The organism is Paraburkholderia fungorum (genome assembly GCF_046027215.1).
Classification (GTDB): domain Bacteria; phylum Pseudomonadota; class Gammaproteobacteria; order Burkholderiales; family Burkholderiaceae; genus Paraburkholderia; species Paraburkholderia fungorum_D.
In genome coordinates this window covers 1935308-1955633 of record NZ_JAQQEN010000001.1, presented here as the reverse complement: position 1 = coordinate 1955633, position 20326 = coordinate 1935308, and the positions used below count along the sequence as shown (strand labels likewise).

The following is a 20326-nucleotide window of genomic DNA, read 5'->3' as shown; positions in this document are numbered from 1 at the left end:
GTTTGAAACCCGCCGATATACGACCCAACTCATTTTGGAAAGGTGAACTCAAATGTATCCGAACATCGACTTTCTCTATCTTTCAGAGCCGGACATGATCACAGCCGGCGTACTGGATGCAGCGCATTGTGTTTCCGTATGCGAGGAGACTTTCAGCCTTCTCGGTAAGGGCGATTACCTCATGGGTGGCGCCAATCACAACAATCACGGCCTGAACATCGTCTTTCCGAAAGAGACGACGTTTCCCAACATGCCGGTGGCGGGACCGGACCGGCGCTTCGCTGCAATGCCCGGCTATCTGGGTGGGCGCTTCGATGTCTGTGGCAATAAGTGGTATGGATCGAACCATCCCAATGCCGAGAAGGGATTGCCGCGCTCGATTCTGACCATGATGCTCAATGACAAGGACACAGGGGCGCCACTGGCGCTTATGTCCGCGAATCTTCTGAGTGCGGCACGAACCGGGGCTGTGCCTGGTGTGGCAGCCAGGCATCTGACCAACAAGGATTCGAAGACCGTGTCGGTGATCGGTTGTGGTCCGATAAACAAGGCCTGCTTCACGGCAATCATGACCCAACTCGACGGGATCGAGAAGGTCATCTGCTTCGACGTCTTCCTGGACAAGGCGAACGAATTTGCCGGCTGGGTCGAGGAAAAATATCGTATCAGCGCCATTGGCGTCGACCAGGCTGAACAAGGCTTCCGCAATGCCGATGTCATCACGGTCGCAGCCTCGCGCCTGAAGCCGCTCTACTTCAAGGATGAGTGGATCAAGGAAGGGGCAACCATCCTGGTGTCGGGACCGTTCAATACTGACGAATCGTTCCTGACCAATTGCAAGATCGTCTTCGATCACACTCCCTTGCAGGAGGCGTATGTCGAGGATGCTATCGCGTCCGGGAACAAGGACGCCTACTACAGCGGTGTGATTGGCGGCCCGTTCTACCGCTTGATCGATGCCGGCAAACTGCCCGCGCTGGCTGATTCGACCGGTCTGGGTGACGTCGTCAATGGCAATAAGCCCGGCCGGGAAAGCGCGCAGGAACGGGTCATTTTCATCGCGTGTGGCATGGCTGTTTTCGACATCAGCTGGGGCTTTGAAATGTACAGGAATGCAGTTCGCGAGGGAATTGGCCAATCGCTGAATCTTTGGACGAAGCCCAGCACATTGTGATGTGGTCAATATAGGTTCTTCACTGCTTTTTCACCGACTTTGTCTTGCGTACAGGCGTTGCCGTATCCGCAAACAGGTCGCCCACCACTCCGCGCAGCCAGCGATTCCCCTCGTCCTGCTGAACTCGTGCATGCCAAAGCAGATGGATTGGCGCGGCGGGCAGCGTCATGGGCAACGCGCGCAGGACGAGCGAAAAAGGCGTGGCCAGTTCCAGGGCGAGTCGCTCTGGAACCGTGGCGATCAGATCGGTGCGTTGCAGAATGTTGCCGACGCTCATGAAGTGCGGCACGGTCAGTCGCACGTCGCGCCGCACGCCGCGCCGCTTCAGCCATTCGTCTACCTGCCCGTGACCGGTGCCTGCCGATACTACGACCAGATGCCCGGCTTCGCGCCAGGCAGCGAGCGTCAGCGGCGTGTCCTCGAGCGGATGGCCGCGCCGGAACAGGCAGACATACCGTTGATCGAACAGGCGGCGCTGATAGAAGCCGCCCTTCAGTTGGGGCAGCAAGCCTATGGCGAGATCGACTCGGCCTTCGGCCATCTCGTCGCGCAGATTGACGCTCGCGTTGCGCACTGTATTGAGCGCGATGCCCGGTGCGACGCGCGAAAGGCGTTCGACCAGCGCGGGCAGGAATACAACCTCGCCGATATCGGTCATTCCGATCGTGATAGTGCGCGAGGCGAGCAGCGGATCGAACCCGGTCTCGGGGTTGAGCGCAGCGTGCAAAGTCGCGAGTGCCTGCGAGACCGGTTCCGCCAGACGCAGCGCGAACGGGGTGGGCAACACGCCACCCGGCCCGCGTACGAACAGCGGATCACCCAGCCGGCGACGCAGTTTGGCGAGCGCATTGCTGACGCCAGGCTGACTCATGTTCATCTGCTCGGCTACCGTCGACACGCGCCGCTCCTGCATCAGGCGTTGGAAAAGCAGCAGCAGATTAAGGTCGACATCGCTCAGTTCCATAGCTCTCGCGTGACACGCGCTCATTCAAATCAGTGATGAAGCACATTGCTTCCATTTTATTGCGGGATGACGGTCCGGTGCTGACAATACTGACACGGCGCACACATTCGCCATGACCTTGACGCTCGACGCGCCAGGTCAGACCTATAGACCTGGATATCGGAGACACAGTCATGCAACAGAACGATCTGAAGATTGCCATCATCGGTGCAGGCATCGGCGGCCTGACGCTTGCGCTTGCGCTGCGCGAGCGTGGAATCGATGCGAAGCTTTACGAGCAGACCGACGAGCTGCGGGAGGTAGGAGCGGCCGTCGCGCTTTCGGCCAATGCGACGCGCTTCTACGATCGGATGGGACTGCGTACGGCCTTCGAGGCGGTGTGCGCAGAAATACCCGCCCTGATCTATCGTGATGGACGCAGTGGCGCAGTCCTCGGACATCATCGCGGCGTACCCAGTTATCGCGAGCAATTCGGAGGCTCGTACTGGGGTGTTCATCGTGCCGATCTGCAGGCCGTGCTGTCGAAGGCGGTCGGACTGGAGCACATCAATCTCAGCCATCGGCTGGTCGATCTCACGCAGCATCCGGATCGCGTTAGCCTGGCGTTCGACAACGGTCAGCGCGTCGAAGCCGATCTTGTGATCGGCGCCGACGGCGCGCGCTCAATCACGCGGCACTGGATGCTTGGCTATGACGACGCCCTGTATTCGGGCTGCTCGGGTTTTCGCGGTGTGGTGCCGGCCGGGCGCATGGACCTGCTGCCCGATCCCGAGACCATCCAGTTCTGGATCGGACCACAGGGCCATCTGCTGCACTATCCGATCGGTGACAACGGCGACCAGAATTTCCTTCTGGTTGAGCGTCATCCATCGCCGTGGCCGTCGCGCGACTGGGTGCTGCCAGCTAGTGAGGGTGAGCAACTGCGCCTGTTCAGGGACTGGCATCCGGCCCTGGTGCAGATGATCACGGCTGTACCGGTTAGCCAGCGCTGGGGCCTGTTCCATCGTCCTCCGCTCGGCCGTTGGAGCAAGGGCCGGGTGACCCTGATCGGCGATGCCGCGCATGCGCTGGTCCCGCACCACGGTCAAGGCGCCAACCAGTCGATCGAGGACGCCGTCGTGCTGGCCGCGCAACTTGCCAAGGCCGGCCCAGGCAATTGGCGCGAGGCGCAGGAAGCCTACGAGCGCTTGCGCCGGGGCCGCACGCGCAGAGTGCAGTACGCGTCGATTTCCACTGCGGACGTGCTGCATTTGCCCGAGGGTCCGGCAGCGCAGGCGCGCAACGCGCGGCTTGGCGCGCGCGACAGCGCACTACATCATCTGGATTGGATTCACGATTTCGACGCCCTCACACAGGAGCCGAGCGAACGTCAGGGAGGCACCTGGCTTTGAACCCGCCACGCGAGAGCGATTTCGTTTTCGTCATCGCCTGATGTCACCCGTACACCCTGCCAACGAGACACCGCAATGAAAAAAGGCCATGTTCCGAAACCGGAACATGGCCTTTTTTCCTGGTGCGTGAGGCCGGACTCGAACCGGCACGAGATTGCTCCCGTCAGGACCTAAACCTGGTGCGTCTACCAATTTCGCCACTCACGCGAATTTTTATACCTGCCAGGCACGACACAATGCGTCACGCCCGATGCCCTGCAAGCTCAGGAACACGCCAGATCGCGCGCCCGAAAGCGTAAGCGCGAGATTCTAACCGATTGATTCGCGCTTGTCTGCACCCGCCTGACATCTGTCAAAGAAGCGTCGATGCTACAATTTTTGGTTAGTCGCAGATATGCCCTGCCCCTCTTTGCCTGCCCTTCCCCATAATCCAAGCCCGTGAATTTCGACGAATATTGCCAGCAGAAAGCGGCGCCGCCCGGATCGAGCACTTACTACGCGCTTCGCCAGGCGCCTGCAGCAAGCCAGCCGCTCCTGACCGCGCTCTTCGCACTACGCCGCGAGTTCGAGGAAACCGTCAAGGACACCAGCGACCCGGCGATCGGCCGCACCAAGCTCGCGTGGTGGCAAAACGAGATCGCATCGCTGGCCTCGGGCGCCCCGTCGCATCCGGTTTCAAAGGCGTTGGCAGCCTATCTGCCCGACGTGCAGGCCGAATATCCGGCGTTGCACGCGTTGCTCGCCGGCTTCGAAATGGACCTCGACCAGGCGCGTTATCTCGACTATCCGAATCTGCGGCGCTACGTGCAAAACGTCGGCGGCACATTCGCGTCGCTCGTGGCTCGCGCATCGGCCAGGGATTCCGCGCAGGCGTCGAACTGGTCCGCCGCGCTCGGCGAAGCGCTGCTGCTCGCGCAGTTTGTCGTCGAAACCGGGAACGACGCGCGTCACGGCCGTATCTATATTCCGATCGACGAGATGCAGCGCTTTAATGTGACCGCAGCCGATCTGATCAATCGGAAATATTCCGATGCCTTCACCGAGCTGATGCGCTTCGAGACAAAGCGCGCGCGCGACGCGTTGCACGCGGCGCTCGCCGCGCTGCCGGCCAAGGAGCGGCGGTCGCAGCGTACCCTCGTGGCACAGGCGGCACTCGCGTTGGCGCTGCTGGATGAAATCGAACGCGACGGCTATCACGTGCTGCATCAACGCATCGCGTTGACGCCGATTCGCAAGCTGTGGATCGCGTGGCGCGCCAGGTAGGCGAGCGAAGCAACGGCTGCCACGCCGACCGGATTACCTTGCGCCCATCGTCAACCGCGTAACAGCGGCAGCGGCTCGAAGCGCTGCTGCAGAACCGTGGACGCGTCGAGCCCCCACCACGGCCCGAGGACGGTCGCGTACAACTGGCGAAAATCGACGCCGACCGGCAGATTGCCATTGCCATCCAGGCGTGCGAGCAGCGGCGCCGCACCATACAGACCGCCTCGCACGCGCCCGCCCGTCACGAAATGCGGCGCAACGGTGCCATGGTCGGTGCCGTTGCTCTGATTCTCGCGCGGGCGCCGTCCGAACTCCGCATAAGTCATCACGAGCGTATCGTCCCAACGGCCTAGCTCGATGAGCGCGGATTTCATCGACGTGAATCCTTCCGCCAACTGCCTGAGCAACGCCGCCTGCTGGCCCGGCTGATTCTGATGCGTGTCGAAACCGTTCAGCGTGAGACGGATGACCGCGACGCCTTGTCCGCTGCGTTGCGCTTGAGGCAGGTCCCCTGCGGGGACGTCCTTCGGGGCATCGCCAGCGGCCAACACCTGCATGGCCGTTTTGATCGACGTGCCGAATACGCCGCCCGGAAAGACGGTTTTCAACTGCGCCTGACCTTGCGCGGGACGCAGGTGGTCGGCGGCCTTCACGATGTCGTTCTCGACCTCGAGAATGTGCGCGAGCTCCGGATTGCGCTCGTGAAGCGATACCGGCGTGGCAAGGCGCGCAGCCTTGACGAACTGCGCGGGATTGACGAGCGCGATCGCTCGCGCGCCGTTCGCGAGCGGGCCCATTTCAGCGCTGCCGATCACCACGCCGTCGGCAGCAAAACCTGGCGGCACCGGCGTTTGCGCAAAAGCACGCGTGAGCCAGCCTTCGCGCAAATATTGATCCGAACGCGAAGCGGTGTCCCAGATCTCGATCGAGCGAAAATGCGACAGGTTCGGCTGCGTGTAGCTGACGCCCTGCACGATCGCGAGTTGCTGGCTCTGCCACAGCGGCACGAGCGGCTGCAGCGACGGGTGCAGTGCAGTGCGTTCATCGAGTTGAATTGCCTGCTCGCGTTTGATGCCGATGTTCTTGCGCAACTGATAGTAAGTGGGATCGGCAAACGGGATCACGGTGTTCAAACCGTCGTTGCCCCCCTTCAGTTCGACGAGGATCAGCAGGTTGCCATAGCCGCGGCTTGTCGGTGCGCGCGGCACTGCCGCCTGGGCGCCGAACGCGCGCGGCAGCCACAGTGCCGCGCCAGTGGCTGCGCCCATCGAAAGAAAGCTGCGTCGTTTCATCCTGCACCTCGTTCGATTGTCTGGGCGCATGTCATTGCATCGCCGCCGACGGCCGTTGCATTTGAACTGCTTATTCGAGCTGGCTCATTCGAGCTGGCTTATTTGAGCTGGCTCATTTGAGCTGATAAGCCGGGTCCATCAGCAGGGCTTCCAGATAAGCGCTGGCGGTCGAACCGGTTTCGATCGCGTCGACCGGTGTCAGCGGCAGCACCGCATGCTGCAATTGAAGCTCCGCCGAGAGTCCCGGCTTCGCGGCAGGCGAAGTGTTGTAGCGCGCGAGCCACGTGTCGATGTCAAAGCGTACGCCTCCTTGACCGATTCGCGCCATTGCGCGCTGCACCGAAGGGTTAGCCTGCGCACTGCCCATCGCGATTCTGCCGTTCATCGCGTTGCTCATGCCTCGCGTACTGGCGGTTTCCGTCGCGCGAAACAGCTGTCCGACGAACTGCTTACGCGCAAGCAGCGTCGAACTGTTGATCCACGCCGTACCGCCCGGCCATCCTTTGACGTTCGGCGGGTAAAACAGGTTCTCGCCGAGCGTGCGAATCTGCGCGGCGAACGGCGCCGTGTTGTCGTAACCGATATCGAAAGCGCGCAACGTCCCGACCACGAATTCCGCCGGCGACTTCACAAGCACGCCGCGATTGTCGTCGTCCCAGAACGCGTCGCTCATGAAGAGCCCACGCAACGCGACCTTGATGTCGTAGTGGCTCGCGCGAAACTGCGCGGCAATCGGCGCAATGCGGGCCGCGTCGGGCGTGTCGGACACGAACTCGCGCCACAGTTTGGCCGTGACGAAAGTGGCAGTCTCCGGGCGCGCAAGCAGGATGTCGAGCACCTGATCGCCATCGAATGGGCCAGTCTGGCCGAGCACCGTCTTCTCGCCGTCATCGTGCTGATTGGGACGCCACACGTACCCCGCGGTGTCGGGATCGAGACTCCACCCCGTGTATGCGCGCGCGGCCTCCGACACGTCCTGCTGCGTGTAATGTCCTTCGCCGAGCGTGAACAGTTCCATCACTTCACGCGCGAAGTTCTCATTGGGCTTGCCTTTACGATTGCTCGCGCCATCCAGGTACTGCAGCATCGCCGGGTCTTTCGCGACGTCGTGCAACAGCTCGCCAAAATTGCCGAGCGCGTCGCGGCGCAACAGCATGTTTTGCAACGCCATCTGCTGCGGATACTGAACCTTGTCCTGACCTGAAGTGAAATGGTTGTGCCAGAAGAGCGTCATGCGCTCAGTGAGCGGCGACGGCGTGCTCGCCATCTCGCGCACCCACCACGCACGTAATATTTCGTAACGCTGCCCGCGCAGACGCTGCTCGTCGCGACGTTGATCGACGGTCCATGCCTTGCTCGCTTCGCGAGTGGGGACCGGCTCGAGCACCCAATCGGGCAGCGGCGTGACGGCTTCGGTTCGGGTTGTCGCCAGCACCGTGTCGACGGCCTGCTGCCGCGTCGAGCCAATGTATTGCGCGACCTCGGCATGGTCCGGCGCTAAGCCGACGCGGGTGAGGAAGAAACGCGCCTCATCGGCGTCGAGGATGTTCTGTTGTCCAATCGACGAAGCCGCGGATGTGGTGGCCGGCATACGGTGTTTGATGCGCGAACCATGAGGCGCGCCCTGCTGCCCGGCCGTTGCCGGTAATCCGCACGCCAGGGTAACCAGCGCCGCGGCGGTGACTACAAACCATCGCCCACAATTACCGCCTGTCAGCAATTTCATCATCGATCATCCGGGTTCGCGGGACGTCACGGCAAACGCATCCGCGCAAGCAATGCGTGTGACGCTCTGGCGACTCAACGGCACGTTTAACGGAAAAGTTGACGGGGGAAGTGCAACGAAATCTTTCATGCGCGGTGAACGCGAGAGGCGTGCCCTGAGCGGGCACGAAAATCGCTACCGCTTATAGAGCTCGCGGACAGCGTCTTCGATGTGCTGACGCAGCAGGCGCCGTTCGTCGGGCGTCATATGGCCGTCACGACGACGTTGATCAAGATCGGGGGGGACTGCGGTGCGCAACATCACATCTGACGCTGGATGGTCGGCATCCGGGTTGTGGCGGTTCGTTCTGGCGTTGCCTGAGCGGGGCGCGTGTTGCTCGCTCGCAGCTCTGTCGGCGGAAGGCTGGGCATGGGCGAGCGTGGATCCCAGTGTGCCTGCGAGCGTACCGGCTACCGCCAGTGCAGTCACGCTCAGGCGCACATTCGGCCAAACCCCTCCCTTCATGTTGTTCCCTTCGTGGCGCGGCAACCGGCTACCTCAAATGCGTATACAAACCCCGGTAGCGAGCCGGGTGCGAGAATTTTAGTCGAGTGAAGTATCCACCGAACAGCCGCATTCAGTAAAGGAGTCTACCTGCCCCCGCTTTACGCCGTGCCACACTGCGGGTAAATTTTGTAACTGACTGTAACCCGTTAAATGATGTACCCGCGCACCACTTTCTAATCGCGCTAATATGCCGCACATGGAAACCAAAAACCCTTCGAAAATCCTCGTCGTCGATGACGATCAGCGACTGCGCGATCTGCTGCGCCGCTACCTCGGTGAACAGGGCTTCAATGTCTACGTTGCCGAGAACGCGCCGTCCATGAACAAGCTCTGGGTGCGTGAGCGTTTCGACCTGCTGGTGCTCGACCTGATGCTTCCAGGCGAAGATGGTCTGTCGATCTGCCGCCGTCTGCGTGGCAGCAACGACCGCACGCCGATCATCATGCTCACCGCCAAGGGTGAAGACGTCGATCGTATCGTCGGGCTCGAAATGGGCGCTGACGACTACCTGCCCAAGCCATTCAACCCGCGCGAGCTGGTTGCGCGAATCCACGCGGTGCTGCGCCGTCAGTCGCCGTCCGAGTTGCCTGGCGCGCCCTCGGAAACAGCCGAGATGTTCGAGTTCGGCGAGTTCGCACTGAATCTGGCCAAACGTACCTTGACCAAGGCCGGCCAGGAAATCCCGCTGACCACTGGCGAGTTTTCTGTGCTGAAGGTGTTTGCCCGTCACCCGCGGCAACCGCTGTCGCGTGAAAAGCTGATGGAGCTGGCACGCGGCCGTGAATATGAAGTTTTCGACCGCAGTCTCGACGTGCAGATTTCGCGTCTGCGCAAGCTGATTGAACCCGATCCGGGCAGTCCGGGTTTCATTCAAACCGTGTGGGGACTTGGTTACGTGTTCATTCCTGACGGTGCAGCCTGAGTTTGTCCCCGCATCTGTCGACCAGAGTTGGCGCTTTAGCGCCTTACGTCTGGTCCCATGCAAAGCTGTCGACCAGAGTTGGCGCTTTAGCGCCTTATCTCTGGTCCCATGCAAAGCTGTCGACCAGAGTTGATGCTTTAGCTCCTTACGTCTGGTCCCATGCAAAGCTGTCGACCAGAGTTGGCGCTTTAGCGCCTTACGTCTGGTCCCAAGCAAAGCTGTCGACCAGAGTTGATGCTTTAGCTATCGACAAGACTTCGCGCTTAAGCGCGATTACTCTGGTCCCATGCAAAGCCCTAACTCTCGTCCCATGCAAGATAGTTCCAAATAAGAAGGGCCCATGCGGATCGACCGGCGCCTCCTGACGCTCGCGTTCGGCGGCCTTTTCTGGCGGACCTTTCTGTTGATCGCGCTGTTGATCGCAGTCAGTCTCGCCGCGTGGTTCCAGAGCTTCCGGGTGATCGAACGCGAGCCGCGCGCGCAGCGCGTGGCCTTGCAACTGGTCGCCATCGTCAAGCTCACGCGCACCGCGCTCCTCTATTCCGATCCCGACCTGCGGCGCGCGCTGCTGCAGGATCTGGAGAGCAATGAAGGGGTGCGCGTGTACCCACGCGAAACCTCCGACAAGTACAAACTGCAACCCGACGAGTCGCTGAACCGGCTGATCGAGCACGACATCCGTGGCCGCCTCGGCGACGATACGGTGATCGCGCAGACCGTCAACGATATCCCCGGCGTATGGATCAGCTTCAAGATCGACGACGACGACTACTGGGTCGCACTCGACCGCGATCAGCTCGACAACGCCACCGGCCTGCAATGGGCCGGCTGGGGGGTGTTCGCGCTTGCGCTGTCGCTATTCGGCGCGGCGTTCATTACGAGTCTGGTGAACCGTCCATTTGCCCGGCTCGCCATGGCCGCGCGCAAGGTCGGCTCGGGGCAATCGCCCGAGCCGCTGCCTGAACGCGGCATGGGTGTGGCCGCCGAAACCAATCGCAGTTTCAACCAGATGGTGCAGGACCTCGAACAGCTCGAGGCCGACCGTGCGCTCATGCTCGCTGGTATTTCGCACGATCTGCGCACGCCGCTTGCGCGGCTGCGGCTCGAAACAGAAATGAGCCCGTCCGACCAGGCCACCAAAGATGCGATGGTCGACGACATCGAGCAGATGGACATGATCATCGGCCGATTCCTCGACTACGCTCGCCCGGTGCAACGGGCACCGGAACCTGTCGACCTCTCGGTGATCGCAGGAGAACTGGCGGCGCGCATGGCGAGCGAAGACAGCATGCGGCTGATCACGCGGCTCGCGCCATCGGCAGTGATCGAGGCCGACGAAACCGACATGCGGCGCGTGGTGGGCAATCTGCTGGAGAATGCGCGCAAATACGGGCTCAGCGACGGCGACGGCATTCCGCATGTGATTCTGGAAACACGGGTATCGCACTCGCGGGTCGAGTTGTCCGTGGTCGATGAAGGGCCGGGCATTCCGGAAGACCAATTGGCGCTTGTCACACGACCGTTCTATCGTGTGAATTCGGCACGCACGCAGGCGAACGGCACGGGCCTTGGCATGGCAATTGTTCAGCGCCTGGTGGGCCGTTATCGTGGCGCCCTGCGCTTGCGCAATCGCACGCCAGGACCGGGGCTCGAGGTCACGATCGAGTTTCCGCTGGCCAGAGGCGCGTGAGCCTGGCGAGCCTCGCGCCGCGGCTGTGGCTAACTGCCGCGTTGAATAATAACTATCCGGGTTGTTAGTTAAAAACTATTGAACGGATAGTTCAATAGAGTTATAGTCAAAGACGTGTAACGTGCTCGTTACGACGAGCTGGTAGCCTCAACATGCTGTTTTTCCATCACAAGAAGGAGCACTCGCATGAAAACCGTTGGCGATAAAGTCGAAGCGTTCACTGTCACTGCTGCCAAGCCGGGCTTCAACAATCACGAAGAAAACGGCGTGTCGGCATTCGAAGAGATCACGGAGCAGTCGTTCCCTGGCAAGTGGAAGATCATTTATTTCTACCCGAAGGATTTCACTTTCGTGTGTCCGACGGAAATCGTCGAGTTCGGCAAGCTGGCCAAGGATTTCGAAGAACGCGATGCGGTGCTGCTGGGTGGAAGCGTGGATAACGAATTCGTGAAGCTGGCCTGGCGCCGCGAGCACAAGGACCTGAGCAAGCTGAACCACTATGCGTTCGGCGATGTGAAGGGCGAGCTGATCGACCAGCTCGGCGTGCGTGACAAGGAAGCGGGTGTGGCATTGCGCGCGACGTTTATCGTCGACCCGGACAACACGATCCAGCACGTTTCGGTGAACAACCTGAACGTCGGCCGTAACCCGGAAGAAGTGCTACGGATTCTGGACGGTTTGCAAACAGACGAACTGTGCCCTTGCAACCGCGCGGTTGGCGGCGCAACGCTGTAAACATGGCAGATGAAAAGCCCGCTAAGCTTGAAAGAGCCGGCGGGCTTTTTTTGTCGACAATTCGATAGGAGATATCAATGGAATTCTTATCTTCGATTAAGGAACTCGTACCTGACTATGCCAAGGACATCCGGCTGAATCTGGACGGGACGATTGCACGTTCTTCGCTTGAGGGGAATGACGCGGTCGGGGTCGCGTTGGCGGCTGCTTTTGCCGCCAAAAGTACGGTGATTGTTGATGCGATTCGCAATGCTGGGGTTTTGTCTCCTGAAGAGACGAATGGCGCGCTGACGGCCGCAGCGCTGATGGGGATGAATAATGTCTGGTATCCCTATGTTGAGATGGCGGAGAACGCTGATCTTAAATCGCAGCCGGCGCAATTGCGGATGAATGCTTATGCTTCGCATGGCGGGGTTGATAAGCGACGGTTTGAGATGTATGCGTTGGCGGCTTCTATTATTGGCAAATGCCATTTTTGTGTGAAATCGCACTTTGATACGCTGATCGCTGAAGGGATGAGTTCCCCTCAATTGAGGGATGTTGGACGTATCGCGGCTGTTGTTAACGCTGCTGCGCAGTGTATTGCTGCTGAAGGGAAATAGTTGCGGTTTTTTGCCGTTGGCGGTGGGGGTTTTTTTGATTGCCTTGGCGGCGGCGTTTCCTCGTTCTTGCCTCGTTGGCCTTTCCTTGATTTGTTATTGGTTTATTAGCTTCGCCCCTGTGCGGGGCGGCACCTACTTTTCTTTGCCGCCGCAAAGAAAAGTAGGCAAAAGAAAGCGGCTCAAACCGCCAACTCTTAAGCGGGTCTCCTGGCTTGGAGGGGCTAGTGGTGCGATAAACGGATCACACCTCGGTTCATAACGGTCTGTGACACAGCCGTCATCCGCTCCCACTCCGCACTGCGTGCGTCGCGGACGGGTCTGCCAGGGAAACCCGGTGCTTCGTTTGGGCGCGGTGGGGGCCATCGGCTTCGCCTCGGCGAGGCGCCGAAAACACCAATGGTTTCGTGAAGTACCGCCCCGGCGCGCGCAGCGCCGCCGGAAGCATGACGGCCTGGTCACTCAGGCGGGAAGGTGCGCAGGCTCAATCTCTACGGAGCCACTACACCCTCCAAGCCAGGGGAGCCGCTTAAAAATTAGCGGTTGGAGCCGCTTTCTTTTGCCTACTTTTCTTTGCGGCGGCAAAGAAAAGTAGGTGCCCCCCCGCACAGGGGGAACGCTAATAGACCAATAAGAACAGAAACAACCAACGCCGTAGGCACACAGCAAATAATGCCGCCGCCAAAGGCAAAAAAAACCTCACCCCCTGATCAACAAAACAACAGCTTGGGCTTCAATCCCCTCTCCCCTCCCGAGATACCCAAGCTTCTCATTAGTCTTAGCCTTGACATTAACCCGCTCGACCGGCAGGTCAAGATCCATAGCGATATTAGCCCGCATTCCTTCAATATGCGGCGCCAGCTTTGGTGCCTGAGCAACAACACTGCTATCCACGTTGGCAATAGAAAACCCAGCAGCCTTAACGCGAGCAAAACACTCCCGCAATAAAACCCTGCTATCCGCGCCAGCAAACTTCGCATCAGTATCAGAGAAATGCCGCCCAATATCCCCCATCGCGGCAGCGCCAAAAATAGCATCAGTAATGGCATGTAACAGCACATCCGCATCCGAATGCCCAAGCAGGCCACGCTCGTAAGGAATCGTCACGCCGCCAATAATCAGAGGACGCCCCGGCACCAACGCATGCACGTCATACCCCTGCCCAATTCTGAAATCCATATGCGTCTAGCCCGTTAAATAAAATGAAACACCGAATCAGGAAGCCGACGGCCGACACAGAATCGCCTCAGCCAGATCGAAGTCCTCCGGATACGTGACCTTGAAATTGCGCAAGCTGCCTTGCACCAGCTTCGGCGCATGCCCAAGCCACTCGATCGCGCTAGCTTCGTCAGTCAGGTCATGACCGTCCGCCTGCGCGCGCAGAATCGCCTCGCGCAGCATGCCAATACGGAACATCTGCGGCGTCTGCGCCTGCCACAATCCATCGCGCGCCTCAGTACGGGCAATCCGGCCGTCGGATGACGCGGTATCGATGCGCTTCAAGGTGTCCGCCACCGGCAAAGCCATAATGCCACCCACCGGGTCGTCCTTCAGCGCGCCAATCAACGTGCGGATCATAGACGGCGTAATGCCCGGCCGTGCGGCGTCGTGTACCAGCACCCAGTCGTCGTCGCGTGCGCCGAATTCGGCCAGCGCGTGCAGCCCGTTCAGCACCGACGCCTGGCGCGACGCACCGCCCGAGCGGCGTACCGCAAAACGCAAGCCGCCAAAGCGGCGGCCGTCGAAATGCTGGTCGTCAGGGGCGATCACGACCAGCGTTTGCGCAAACTCGCTGCACGCGTCGAACGCGGCCAGCGAGTAATGCAACATGTCGCGGCCGGCGACAGTGCGATATTGTTTGGGCATCGCGGCGCCGGAACGGCTGCCGGTGCCAGCGCACGGAATCAGGGCAAATAGACGGGAAGTCACGAGTGCGGATGCCGCGAAGTCAAAGTAAAACACGGATTTTATAATAGGTCCTTCGCATCCACGCCCCGACACGCGTAAACTTGCCGATCACGTGTGAGCCCGAGGCCGCCTTTTCTCTTCTATGCCAGACATCGCCGCATCATCGCAGTACTCCCCGCCCGTCGCGCTCGTCAAGGCCGGCCAGCGTTTCGCCTTCGACGGCACGCATGGCTCCTCAGACGCGCTGCTGATCGCCCGCTATCACCTCGCCTATCGCGAGAAGGTGCCGCTATTGGCGGTGGTGTGCGAAAGCGCTGTCGACGCGCAGCGTCTTTCGCAGGAAATCGGCTTTTTCGCGCCCGAAGCACGCGTGCGCCTGCTGCCGGACTGGGAAACCCTGCCTTACGATACTTTCTCGCCGCACCAGGACCTGGTCTCCGAGCGCCTCGCCACGCTGCACGATCTCGGCGAAGGCCGCTGCGACATCCTGCTGGTGCCCGCCACCACGGCCCTGTACCGGATGCCGCCCGCCTCGTTCATGGCGGGCTATACGTTTGCCTTCTCGCAAGGCGAGCGGCTCGACGAAGCCCGGCTCAAGGCCCAACTCACGCTCGCCGGTTACGAACACGTCAGTCAGGTGGTGCGTCCGGGCGAGTATTGCGTGCGCGGCTCGCTGCTCGATCTGTATCCGATGGGCTCGCCGCTGCCCTACCGGATCGACCTGTTCGACGATCAGGTCGACTCGATCCGCGCGTTCGATCCGGACACGCAACGCAGCCTCTATCCGGTGAAGGATGTACGTCTGCTGCCGGGCCGCGAATTCCCGTTCGACGAAGCCGCGCGCACGGCGTTTCGCAGCCGCTGGCGCGAGACCTTCGAGGGCGATCCGAGCCGCGCGTCGATCTATAAGGACATCGGCAACGGCGTGCCGTCGGCAGGCATCGAATATTATCTGCCGCTCTTTTTCGACGACACGGCCACGCTGTTCCATTACCTGCCCGAAGGCGCGCAACTGGCGTTCGTGGGCGATCTGGACGCCGCCATCCGGCGCTTCACGAACGACACGAAGCAGCGCCACAACTTCCTGTCGCACGACCGCGACCGGCCGATTCTGGAGCCGCAGCGCCTGTTCCTGTCGGACGAAGACTTCTTTACGCTCGCGAAACCCTTCGCGCGCCTCGTGTTGCCCGCGAATGCCGGCGGCGGCTGGTCGATCCCCCTGCCGAACCTCGCGATCGATCGTCATGCGGAGGACCCCGTCTCGGCATTGCGCGCGTATCTCGACACCACGCCGAACCGTGTCCTGTTCGCGACCGAATCCGCTGGCCGTCGCGAAACGCTGCTGCAGTTGCTCGCGGACAATCATCTGAGACCCACGTCGAGCGACAGCTTCCAGGACTGGCTGCTCGGCGACGCCCGTTTTTCGCTAGGCGTCGCGCCGCTCGCCAACGGTTTTGCCGTGCCGGTGGACGGCATTGCGATCATCACCGAAACGGAGCTTTACGGCCCGCTCGCGCGCCGCACCGGACGCCGCCGCCAGGAACAGGCGAGCAACGTCGATTCGATGGTGCGCGACCTGTCCGAGCTGAAAGTCGGCGACCCGGTCGTGCATTCGCAGCACGGCATCGGCCGCTATATGGGTCTCGTGACAATGGACCTCGGCGAAGGCGAAACCGAGTTCCTGCACCTCGAATACTCGGGCGAAAGCAAGCTGTACGTGCCGGTTGCGCAACTGCACGTGATCTCGCGCTACAGCGGCGCCGATCCGGAAAGCGCGCCGTTGCATTCACTCGGTTCCGGGCAGTGGGAAAAGGCCAAGCGCAAGGCCGCGCAGCAGATCCGCGACACCGCCGCCGAACTCCTGAACCTGTACGCCCGTCGCGCCGCGCGCGAGGGCCATGCGTTCGCGCTCGAACCGAAAGACTACGTGAAGTTCGCCGAGAGCTTCGGCTTCGAAGAAACACCCGACCAGGCCGCGGCCATCGCCGCGGTGATCGGCGACATGACAAGCGGCAAACCGATGGACCGCCTCGTGTGCGGCGACGTCGGCTTCGGCAAGACGGAAGTCGCGTTGCGCGCGGCGTTTATCGCGGTCATGGGCGGCAAACAGGTGGCGCTGCTCTCGCCCACCACGCTGCTCGCCGAACAGCACACGCAAACGTTCAGCGACCGCTTCTCCGATTGGCCGGTGCGGATCGCCGAACTGTCGCGCTTCAAGTCGACCAGGGAAGTGAGCGCGGCGATTCAGCAGATCAACGAAGGCACGGTCGATATCGTGATCGGTACGCACAAGCTGCTGTCGTCGGATGTGCAGTTCAAGCGGCTGGGACTCGTGATCATCGACGAAGAACACCGTTTCGGCGTGCGCCAGAAGGAAGCACTCAAAGCGCTGCGCGCCGAAGTGGACGTGCTCACGCTGACCGCCACACCGATTCCGCGTACCCTCGGCATGGCGCTCGAAGGCCTGCGCGATTTCTCGGTGATCGCCACCGCGCCGCAAAAGCGTCTTGCCATCAAGACTTTCGTGCGCCGCGAAGAAGACAGCGTGATCCGCGAAGCGATGCTGCGCGAGTTGAAGCGCGGCGGCCAGGTTTACTTCCTGCACAACGAAGTCGAGACGATCGAAAACCGCCGGCAAATGCTCGAAGCGCTGGTGCCCGAAGCGCGTATCGCGGTCGCGCACGGTCAGATGCACGAGCGCGAACTCGAACGCGTGATGCGAGACTTCGTCGCGCAACGCGCCAATGTGCTGCTGTGCACGACGATCATCGAAACCGGCATCGACGTGCCGAGCGCCAACACGATCCTGATCCACCGCTCCGACAAATTCGGCCTCGCACAGCTGCATCAGTTGCGTGGCCGCGTGGGCCGCTCGCATCACCAGGCATACTCCTATCTGCTGGTGCACGATCCGCAAGGTTTGACCAAGCAGGCGCAGCGCCGGCTGGAAGCAATCCAGCAAATGGAAGAGCTCGGCTCGGGCTTCTATCTGGCCATGCACGACCTCGAGATTCGCGGCACGGGCGAAGTACTCGGCGACAAGCAGTCGGGCGAGATTCACGAGATCGGCTTCCAGCTCTACACCGACATGCTGAACGACGCGGTCAAGGCACTCAAGGAAGGCAAGGAACCCGACCTTACCGCACCGCTCGCCGCGACCACCGAGATCAATCTGCACGCGCCGGCGATCCTGCCCGCGGACTATTGCGGCGACGTGCAGGAGCGTCTGTCGCTCTACAAGCGGCTAGCTAATTGCGAACACAACGATTCGATCGACGGCATTCAGGAGGAGTTGATCGACCGCTTCGGCAAGTTGCCGCCGCAGGCGCACGCGCTGGTCGAGACGCACCGTTTGCGGCTCGCCGCCAAACCGTTGGGCATTTCGAAGATCGATGCCGGTGAAGCGGTGATCGGCCTGCAGTTCATTCCGAACCCGCCCATCGACGCCATGCGGATCATCGAGATGGTGCAGAAACACAAGCACATCAAGCTCGCGGGCCAGGACAAGCTGCGTATCGAAACCCGCAGCCCGGACCTCGCAGTGCGCGTCGCGACGGTGAAAGAAACCTTGCGCGCGCTCGGCACGCCCAGCCGCGGCACGGCGCCTGCCGCCGCCGCGCGATAGCGCGCCATTAGAAAAACGCCCTACGTCTAGCCGTTTTTTCGCTCATGCTGCGGTGCGCAAACGCGTGCCGCAGCATACGGCAAGCCTTTTTTTGGGTATGATCGAAAGACTTAAATGCCGGAGTCCTGTCATGTCGCATGTCGCTGAATCAGCGCAGTCCTCGCATACGCCCGCTTCCGCATCGACTCCCGCCTCGCCCGTTTCGCTTCCCTGGGTCACCCGCCTCGTGTCGATGGACACCGTCAGCCGCAATCCGAATCTCGGCCTGATCGAAACCGTGCGCGACGAACTGCGCGCCGTCGGCGTAGAAGCCACGCTCACTCACGACGAAAGCGGCAAATGGGCCAACCTGTTCGCCACGATTCCCGCGCATGACGGGGAGACCAACGGCGGCGTGGTGCTATCGGGCCATACCGACGTCGTGCCCGTAGACGGCCAGCAATGGGACAGCGACCCGTTCAAACCGGAAATTCGCGGCGACAAGCTCTACGGCCGTGGTACCTGTGACATGAAAGGCTTTATCGGCGCGGCGCTGGCGCTCGTGCCCGAGATGCAGCGCACGAAGCTCGCGAGGCCAATTCACTTCGCGCTCTCATTCGATGAGGAAGTGGGTTGCGCGGGTGCGCCGCTGATGATCCAGGATCTGATGAAACGCGGCGTCAAACCAGACGGTTGCATCGTCGGCGAGCCGACCAGCATGCGCCCGATCGTGGCGCACAAAGGCATCAACGCATACCAGTGCTGCGTGCGCGGCCACGCCGCGCATTCGTCGCTCACGCCCAAGGGTTTGAACGCCATTGAATACGCCGCGCGCCTGATCTGCTACATCCGCGATATGGCCGATCAGTTCCGTCAGCAAGGCCCGTTCGACGAACTGTACGACGTGCCCTTCACCACCGCGCAAACCAGCACGATTGTCGGCGGCAACGCAATCAATACCGTGCCGGTCGAATGCAAGTTCCAGTTCGAATTCCGCAATCTGCCCACGCTCGATCCAGAACCGATCTTTGCGCGCATCGATCAATACGCGCGTGAAACGCTGCTGCCGAAAATGTTGCGCGAGCATCCATCGGCGGCAATCGAGATCACGAAGATCGCCGCGGCGCCCGGACTCGATTCGTCTGAACAAGCGGCCATCACGCAGCTCGTGCGCGCATTGACGGCTGATCAGGACAAACGCAAGGTCGCCTACGGCACCGAGGCCGGGCTATTCTCGCTGGCGGGCATTCCGAGCATTGTCTGCGGTCCCGGCGACATCGAGCAGGCGCACAAGCCCAACGAGTTTGTCGCGCTCGATCAACTCGTGGCATGCGAACGCTTCCTGCAAAAATTCATTCACAGCATGTCGGTTGACGCACACGCGCACTGAAACTGAGTGCTATAAAAATAGTCATAGGCATATAGACAGAACACCCCACACGCCATGTCAACCGCCACGCCACAGCACACCGACCACACGATCGACGGCGAGCCGATTCCCACGCTCGACGACATCGCCTCGCAGCATTTTGCATTGGCGCCGTGGGTCGCTCGAACGCCGGTGTTCGACAGGCTCGACTTCCCGTCGCTGGAAGGCACGGTAGTGAACTTCAAGTTCGAGCTGCTGCAGGCGGGCGGCAGTTTCAAGGCGCGCGGCGCGTTCACCAACCTGCTCGCGCTCGACGAGGCGCAGCGCAGCGCGGGCGTCACCTGCGTATCAGGCGGCAATCATGCGGTAGCGGTCGCCTATGCGGCGATGCGCCTCGGCATCAGCGCGAAGGTCGTGCTGTTCCGCGCGGCCAATCCGGCGCGGGTCGCGTTGTGCCGGCAATACCGCGCCGAGATCGTATTCGCGGAAAACCTGGCTGAAGCCTTCGACCTCGTGCGCAGTATCGAGGCCGAAGAAGGCCGCTATTTCGTGCATCCGTTTAACGGCTATCGCACCGTTTTGGGCTCGGCCACGCTCGGCTACGAATGGGCCACGCAAACGCCCGATCTCGAAGCCGTGATCGTGCCGATCGGCGGCGGCGGGCTCGCCGCCGGTGTCGCCACCGCAATGCGGCTCGCGAATCCACGCGTGCATGTGTATGGCGTCGAACCGGAAGGCTCCGACGTCATGGGCAAGAGCTTTGCCGCCAATCACACGATCAAGATGGGCCACATGCACGGCATCGCCGATTCGCTGATGTCGCCGCATACCGAGGAATACAGCTACGAATTGTGCCGCCGTCATATCGACCAGCTGGTGACCGTATCCGATAACCAGTTGCGCGCCGCCATGCTGACCTTGTTCGGCCAACTGAAGCTTGCCGTGGAACCGGCCTGCGCCGCGGCCACCGCCGGGCTGCTCGGACCGCTGCGCGAAACGCTGCAAGGCAAGCGCGTGGGCGTTCTGCTATGCGGCACCAATACCGATCCGGTCAGTTTTGCCGCGCATATTGAACGGGCTCGCTCAATGACGTCAGAGTTTCCCGAATAAATATCAATCACCGCTTCCCGTGCCAAAAGACTA

General features: G+C 61.2%; 16 protein-coding genes and 1 tRNA gene. 10 read left to right on the top strand and 7 right to left on the bottom strand.

Annotated features, from left to right (window positions below; translation table 11 throughout):
• Nucleotides 1-52: 52 nt before the first annotated feature.
• Nucleotides 53-1174, top strand: a complete 1122-nt coding sequence (locus PQR27_RS08690; RefSeq protein WP_408523219.1) for a tyramine oxidase subunit B — start codon at nucleotides 53-55, stop codon at nucleotides 1172-1174.
• A 19-nt stretch (nucleotides 1175-1193) separates the two neighbouring features.
• Here the strand turns inward: PQR27_RS08690 and PQR27_RS08685 are convergent, their stop codons facing one another.
• Nucleotides 1194-2138, bottom strand: coding sequence for a LysR family transcriptional regulator (locus PQR27_RS08685; RefSeq protein WP_408523217.1), 945 nt, complete (start codon nucleotides 2136-2138; stop codon nucleotides 1194-1196).
• Nucleotides 2139-2311: 173 nt separating this feature from the next.
• On the opposite strand from PQR27_RS08685, the gene PQR27_RS08680 reads away from it, so the two are divergent.
• Nucleotides 2312-3529, top strand: coding sequence for an FAD-dependent monooxygenase (locus PQR27_RS08680; RefSeq protein ID WP_408523215.1), 1218 nt, complete (start codon nucleotides 2312-2314; stop codon nucleotides 3527-3529).
• Nucleotides 3530-3649: 120 nt separating this feature from the next.
• Here the strand turns inward: PQR27_RS08680 and PQR27_RS08675 are convergent.
• Nucleotides 3650-3736: transfer RNA gene (locus PQR27_RS08675), tRNA-Leu, on the bottom strand.
• A gap of 231 nt (nucleotides 3737-3967) precedes the next feature.
• Here PQR27_RS08675 and PQR27_RS08670 point away from each other — a divergent pair.
• Nucleotides 3968-4792 carry a squalene/phytoene synthase family protein gene (locus PQR27_RS08670; protein ID WP_408523214.1) on the top strand — a complete coding sequence of 275 codons (825 nt, stop codon included), beginning with the start codon at nucleotides 3968-3970 and terminating at the stop codon, nucleotides 4790-4792.
• Between the two features lie 50 nt (nucleotides 4793-4842).
• Here the strand turns inward: PQR27_RS08670 and PQR27_RS08665 are convergent, their stop codons facing one another.
• The 3 genes from PQR27_RS08665 to PQR27_RS08655 all read right to left on the bottom strand — a co-directional run bounded on the left by PQR27_RS08665 (nucleotide 4843) and on the right by PQR27_RS08655 (nucleotide 8314).
• Entirely contained in the window at nucleotides 4843-6084 is a 1242-nt protein-coding gene (locus tag PQR27_RS08665) for a DUF1501 domain-containing protein (protein WP_408523212.1), read from the bottom strand.
• A 112-nt stretch (nucleotides 6085-6196) separates the two neighbouring features.
• Nucleotides 6197-7675 (bottom strand): DUF1800 domain-containing protein, encoded by a 1479-nt coding sequence (locus tag PQR27_RS08660; RefSeq protein ID WP_408525441.1) that lies wholly within the window; start codon nucleotides 7673-7675, stop codon nucleotides 6197-6199.
• 309 nt (nucleotides 7676-7984) lie between these two features.
• Nucleotides 7985-8314, bottom strand: coding sequence for a hypothetical protein (locus tag PQR27_RS08655; protein WP_408523210.1), 330 nt, complete (start codon nucleotides 8312-8314; stop codon nucleotides 7985-7987).
• Nucleotides 8315-8543: 229 nt separating this feature from the next.
• On the opposite strand from PQR27_RS08655, the gene ompR reads away from it, so the two are divergent.
• From ompR to PQR27_RS08635, 4 genes are all read left to right on the top strand, one after another.
• Nucleotides 8544-9278 (top strand): osmolarity response regulator transcription factor OmpR, encoded by a 735-nt coding sequence (ompR, locus tag PQR27_RS08650; RefSeq protein ID WP_408523208.1) that lies wholly within the window; start codon nucleotides 8544-8546, stop codon nucleotides 9276-9278.
• 340 nt (nucleotides 9279-9618) lie between these two features.
• Complete coding sequence (gene gluS, locus PQR27_RS08645) at nucleotides 9619-10968, top strand: two-component system sensor histidine kinase GluS (RefSeq protein ID WP_408523207.1); 1350 nt, start codon at nucleotides 9619-9621, stop codon at nucleotides 10966-10968.
• A 186-nt stretch (nucleotides 10969-11154) separates the two neighbouring features.
• Complete coding sequence (locus PQR27_RS08640) at nucleotides 11155-11703, top strand: peroxiredoxin (RefSeq protein WP_325042768.1); 549 nt, start codon at nucleotides 11155-11157, stop codon at nucleotides 11701-11703.
• Nucleotides 11704-11780: 77 nt separating this feature from the next.
• Nucleotides 11781-12305 (top strand): carboxymuconolactone decarboxylase family protein, encoded by a 525-nt coding sequence (locus PQR27_RS08635; RefSeq protein WP_408523206.1) that lies wholly within the window; start codon nucleotides 11781-11783, stop codon nucleotides 12303-12305.
• 696 nt (nucleotides 12306-13001) lie between these two features.
• On the opposite strand, the gene ispF is transcribed toward PQR27_RS08635, so the two are convergent.
• Together ispF and ispD are read right to left on the bottom strand one after the other, a co-directional pair.
• Nucleotides 13002-13481, bottom strand: a complete 480-nt coding sequence (gene ispF / locus PQR27_RS08630; protein WP_408523204.1) for a 2-C-methyl-D-erythritol 2,4-cyclodiphosphate synthase — start codon at nucleotides 13479-13481, stop codon at nucleotides 13002-13004.
• Nucleotides 13482-13517: 36 nt separating this feature from the next.
• Nucleotides 13518-14231 carry a 2-C-methyl-D-erythritol 4-phosphate cytidylyltransferase gene (ispD, locus tag PQR27_RS08625; RefSeq protein ID WP_408523203.1) on the bottom strand — a complete coding sequence of 238 codons (714 nt, stop codon included), beginning with the start codon at nucleotides 14229-14231 and terminating at the stop codon, nucleotides 13518-13520.
• Between the two features lie 121 nt (nucleotides 14232-14352).
• Here ispD and mfd point away from each other — a divergent pair, with 121 nt between their 5' ends.
• From mfd to PQR27_RS08610, 3 genes are all read left to right on the top strand, one after another.
• Nucleotides 14353-17835 carry a transcription-repair coupling factor gene (gene mfd, locus PQR27_RS08620; protein ID WP_408523202.1) on the top strand — a complete coding sequence of 1161 codons (3483 nt, stop codon included), beginning with the start codon at nucleotides 14353-14355 and terminating at the stop codon, nucleotides 17833-17835.
• Nucleotides 17836-17965: 130 nt separating this feature from the next.
• Nucleotides 17966-19204, top strand: coding sequence for an acetylornithine deacetylase (argE, locus tag PQR27_RS08615; RefSeq protein ID WP_408523201.1), 1239 nt, complete (start codon nucleotides 17966-17968; stop codon nucleotides 19202-19204).
• A 54-nt stretch (nucleotides 19205-19258) separates the two neighbouring features.
• Nucleotides 19259-20293: a threonine/serine dehydratase family protein gene (locus PQR27_RS08610; protein WP_408523200.1), complete on the top strand. Its 1035-nt coding sequence runs from the start codon at nucleotides 19259-19261 to the stop codon at nucleotides 20291-20293.
• The last annotated feature ends 33 nt before the right edge of the window (nucleotides 20294-20326 follow it).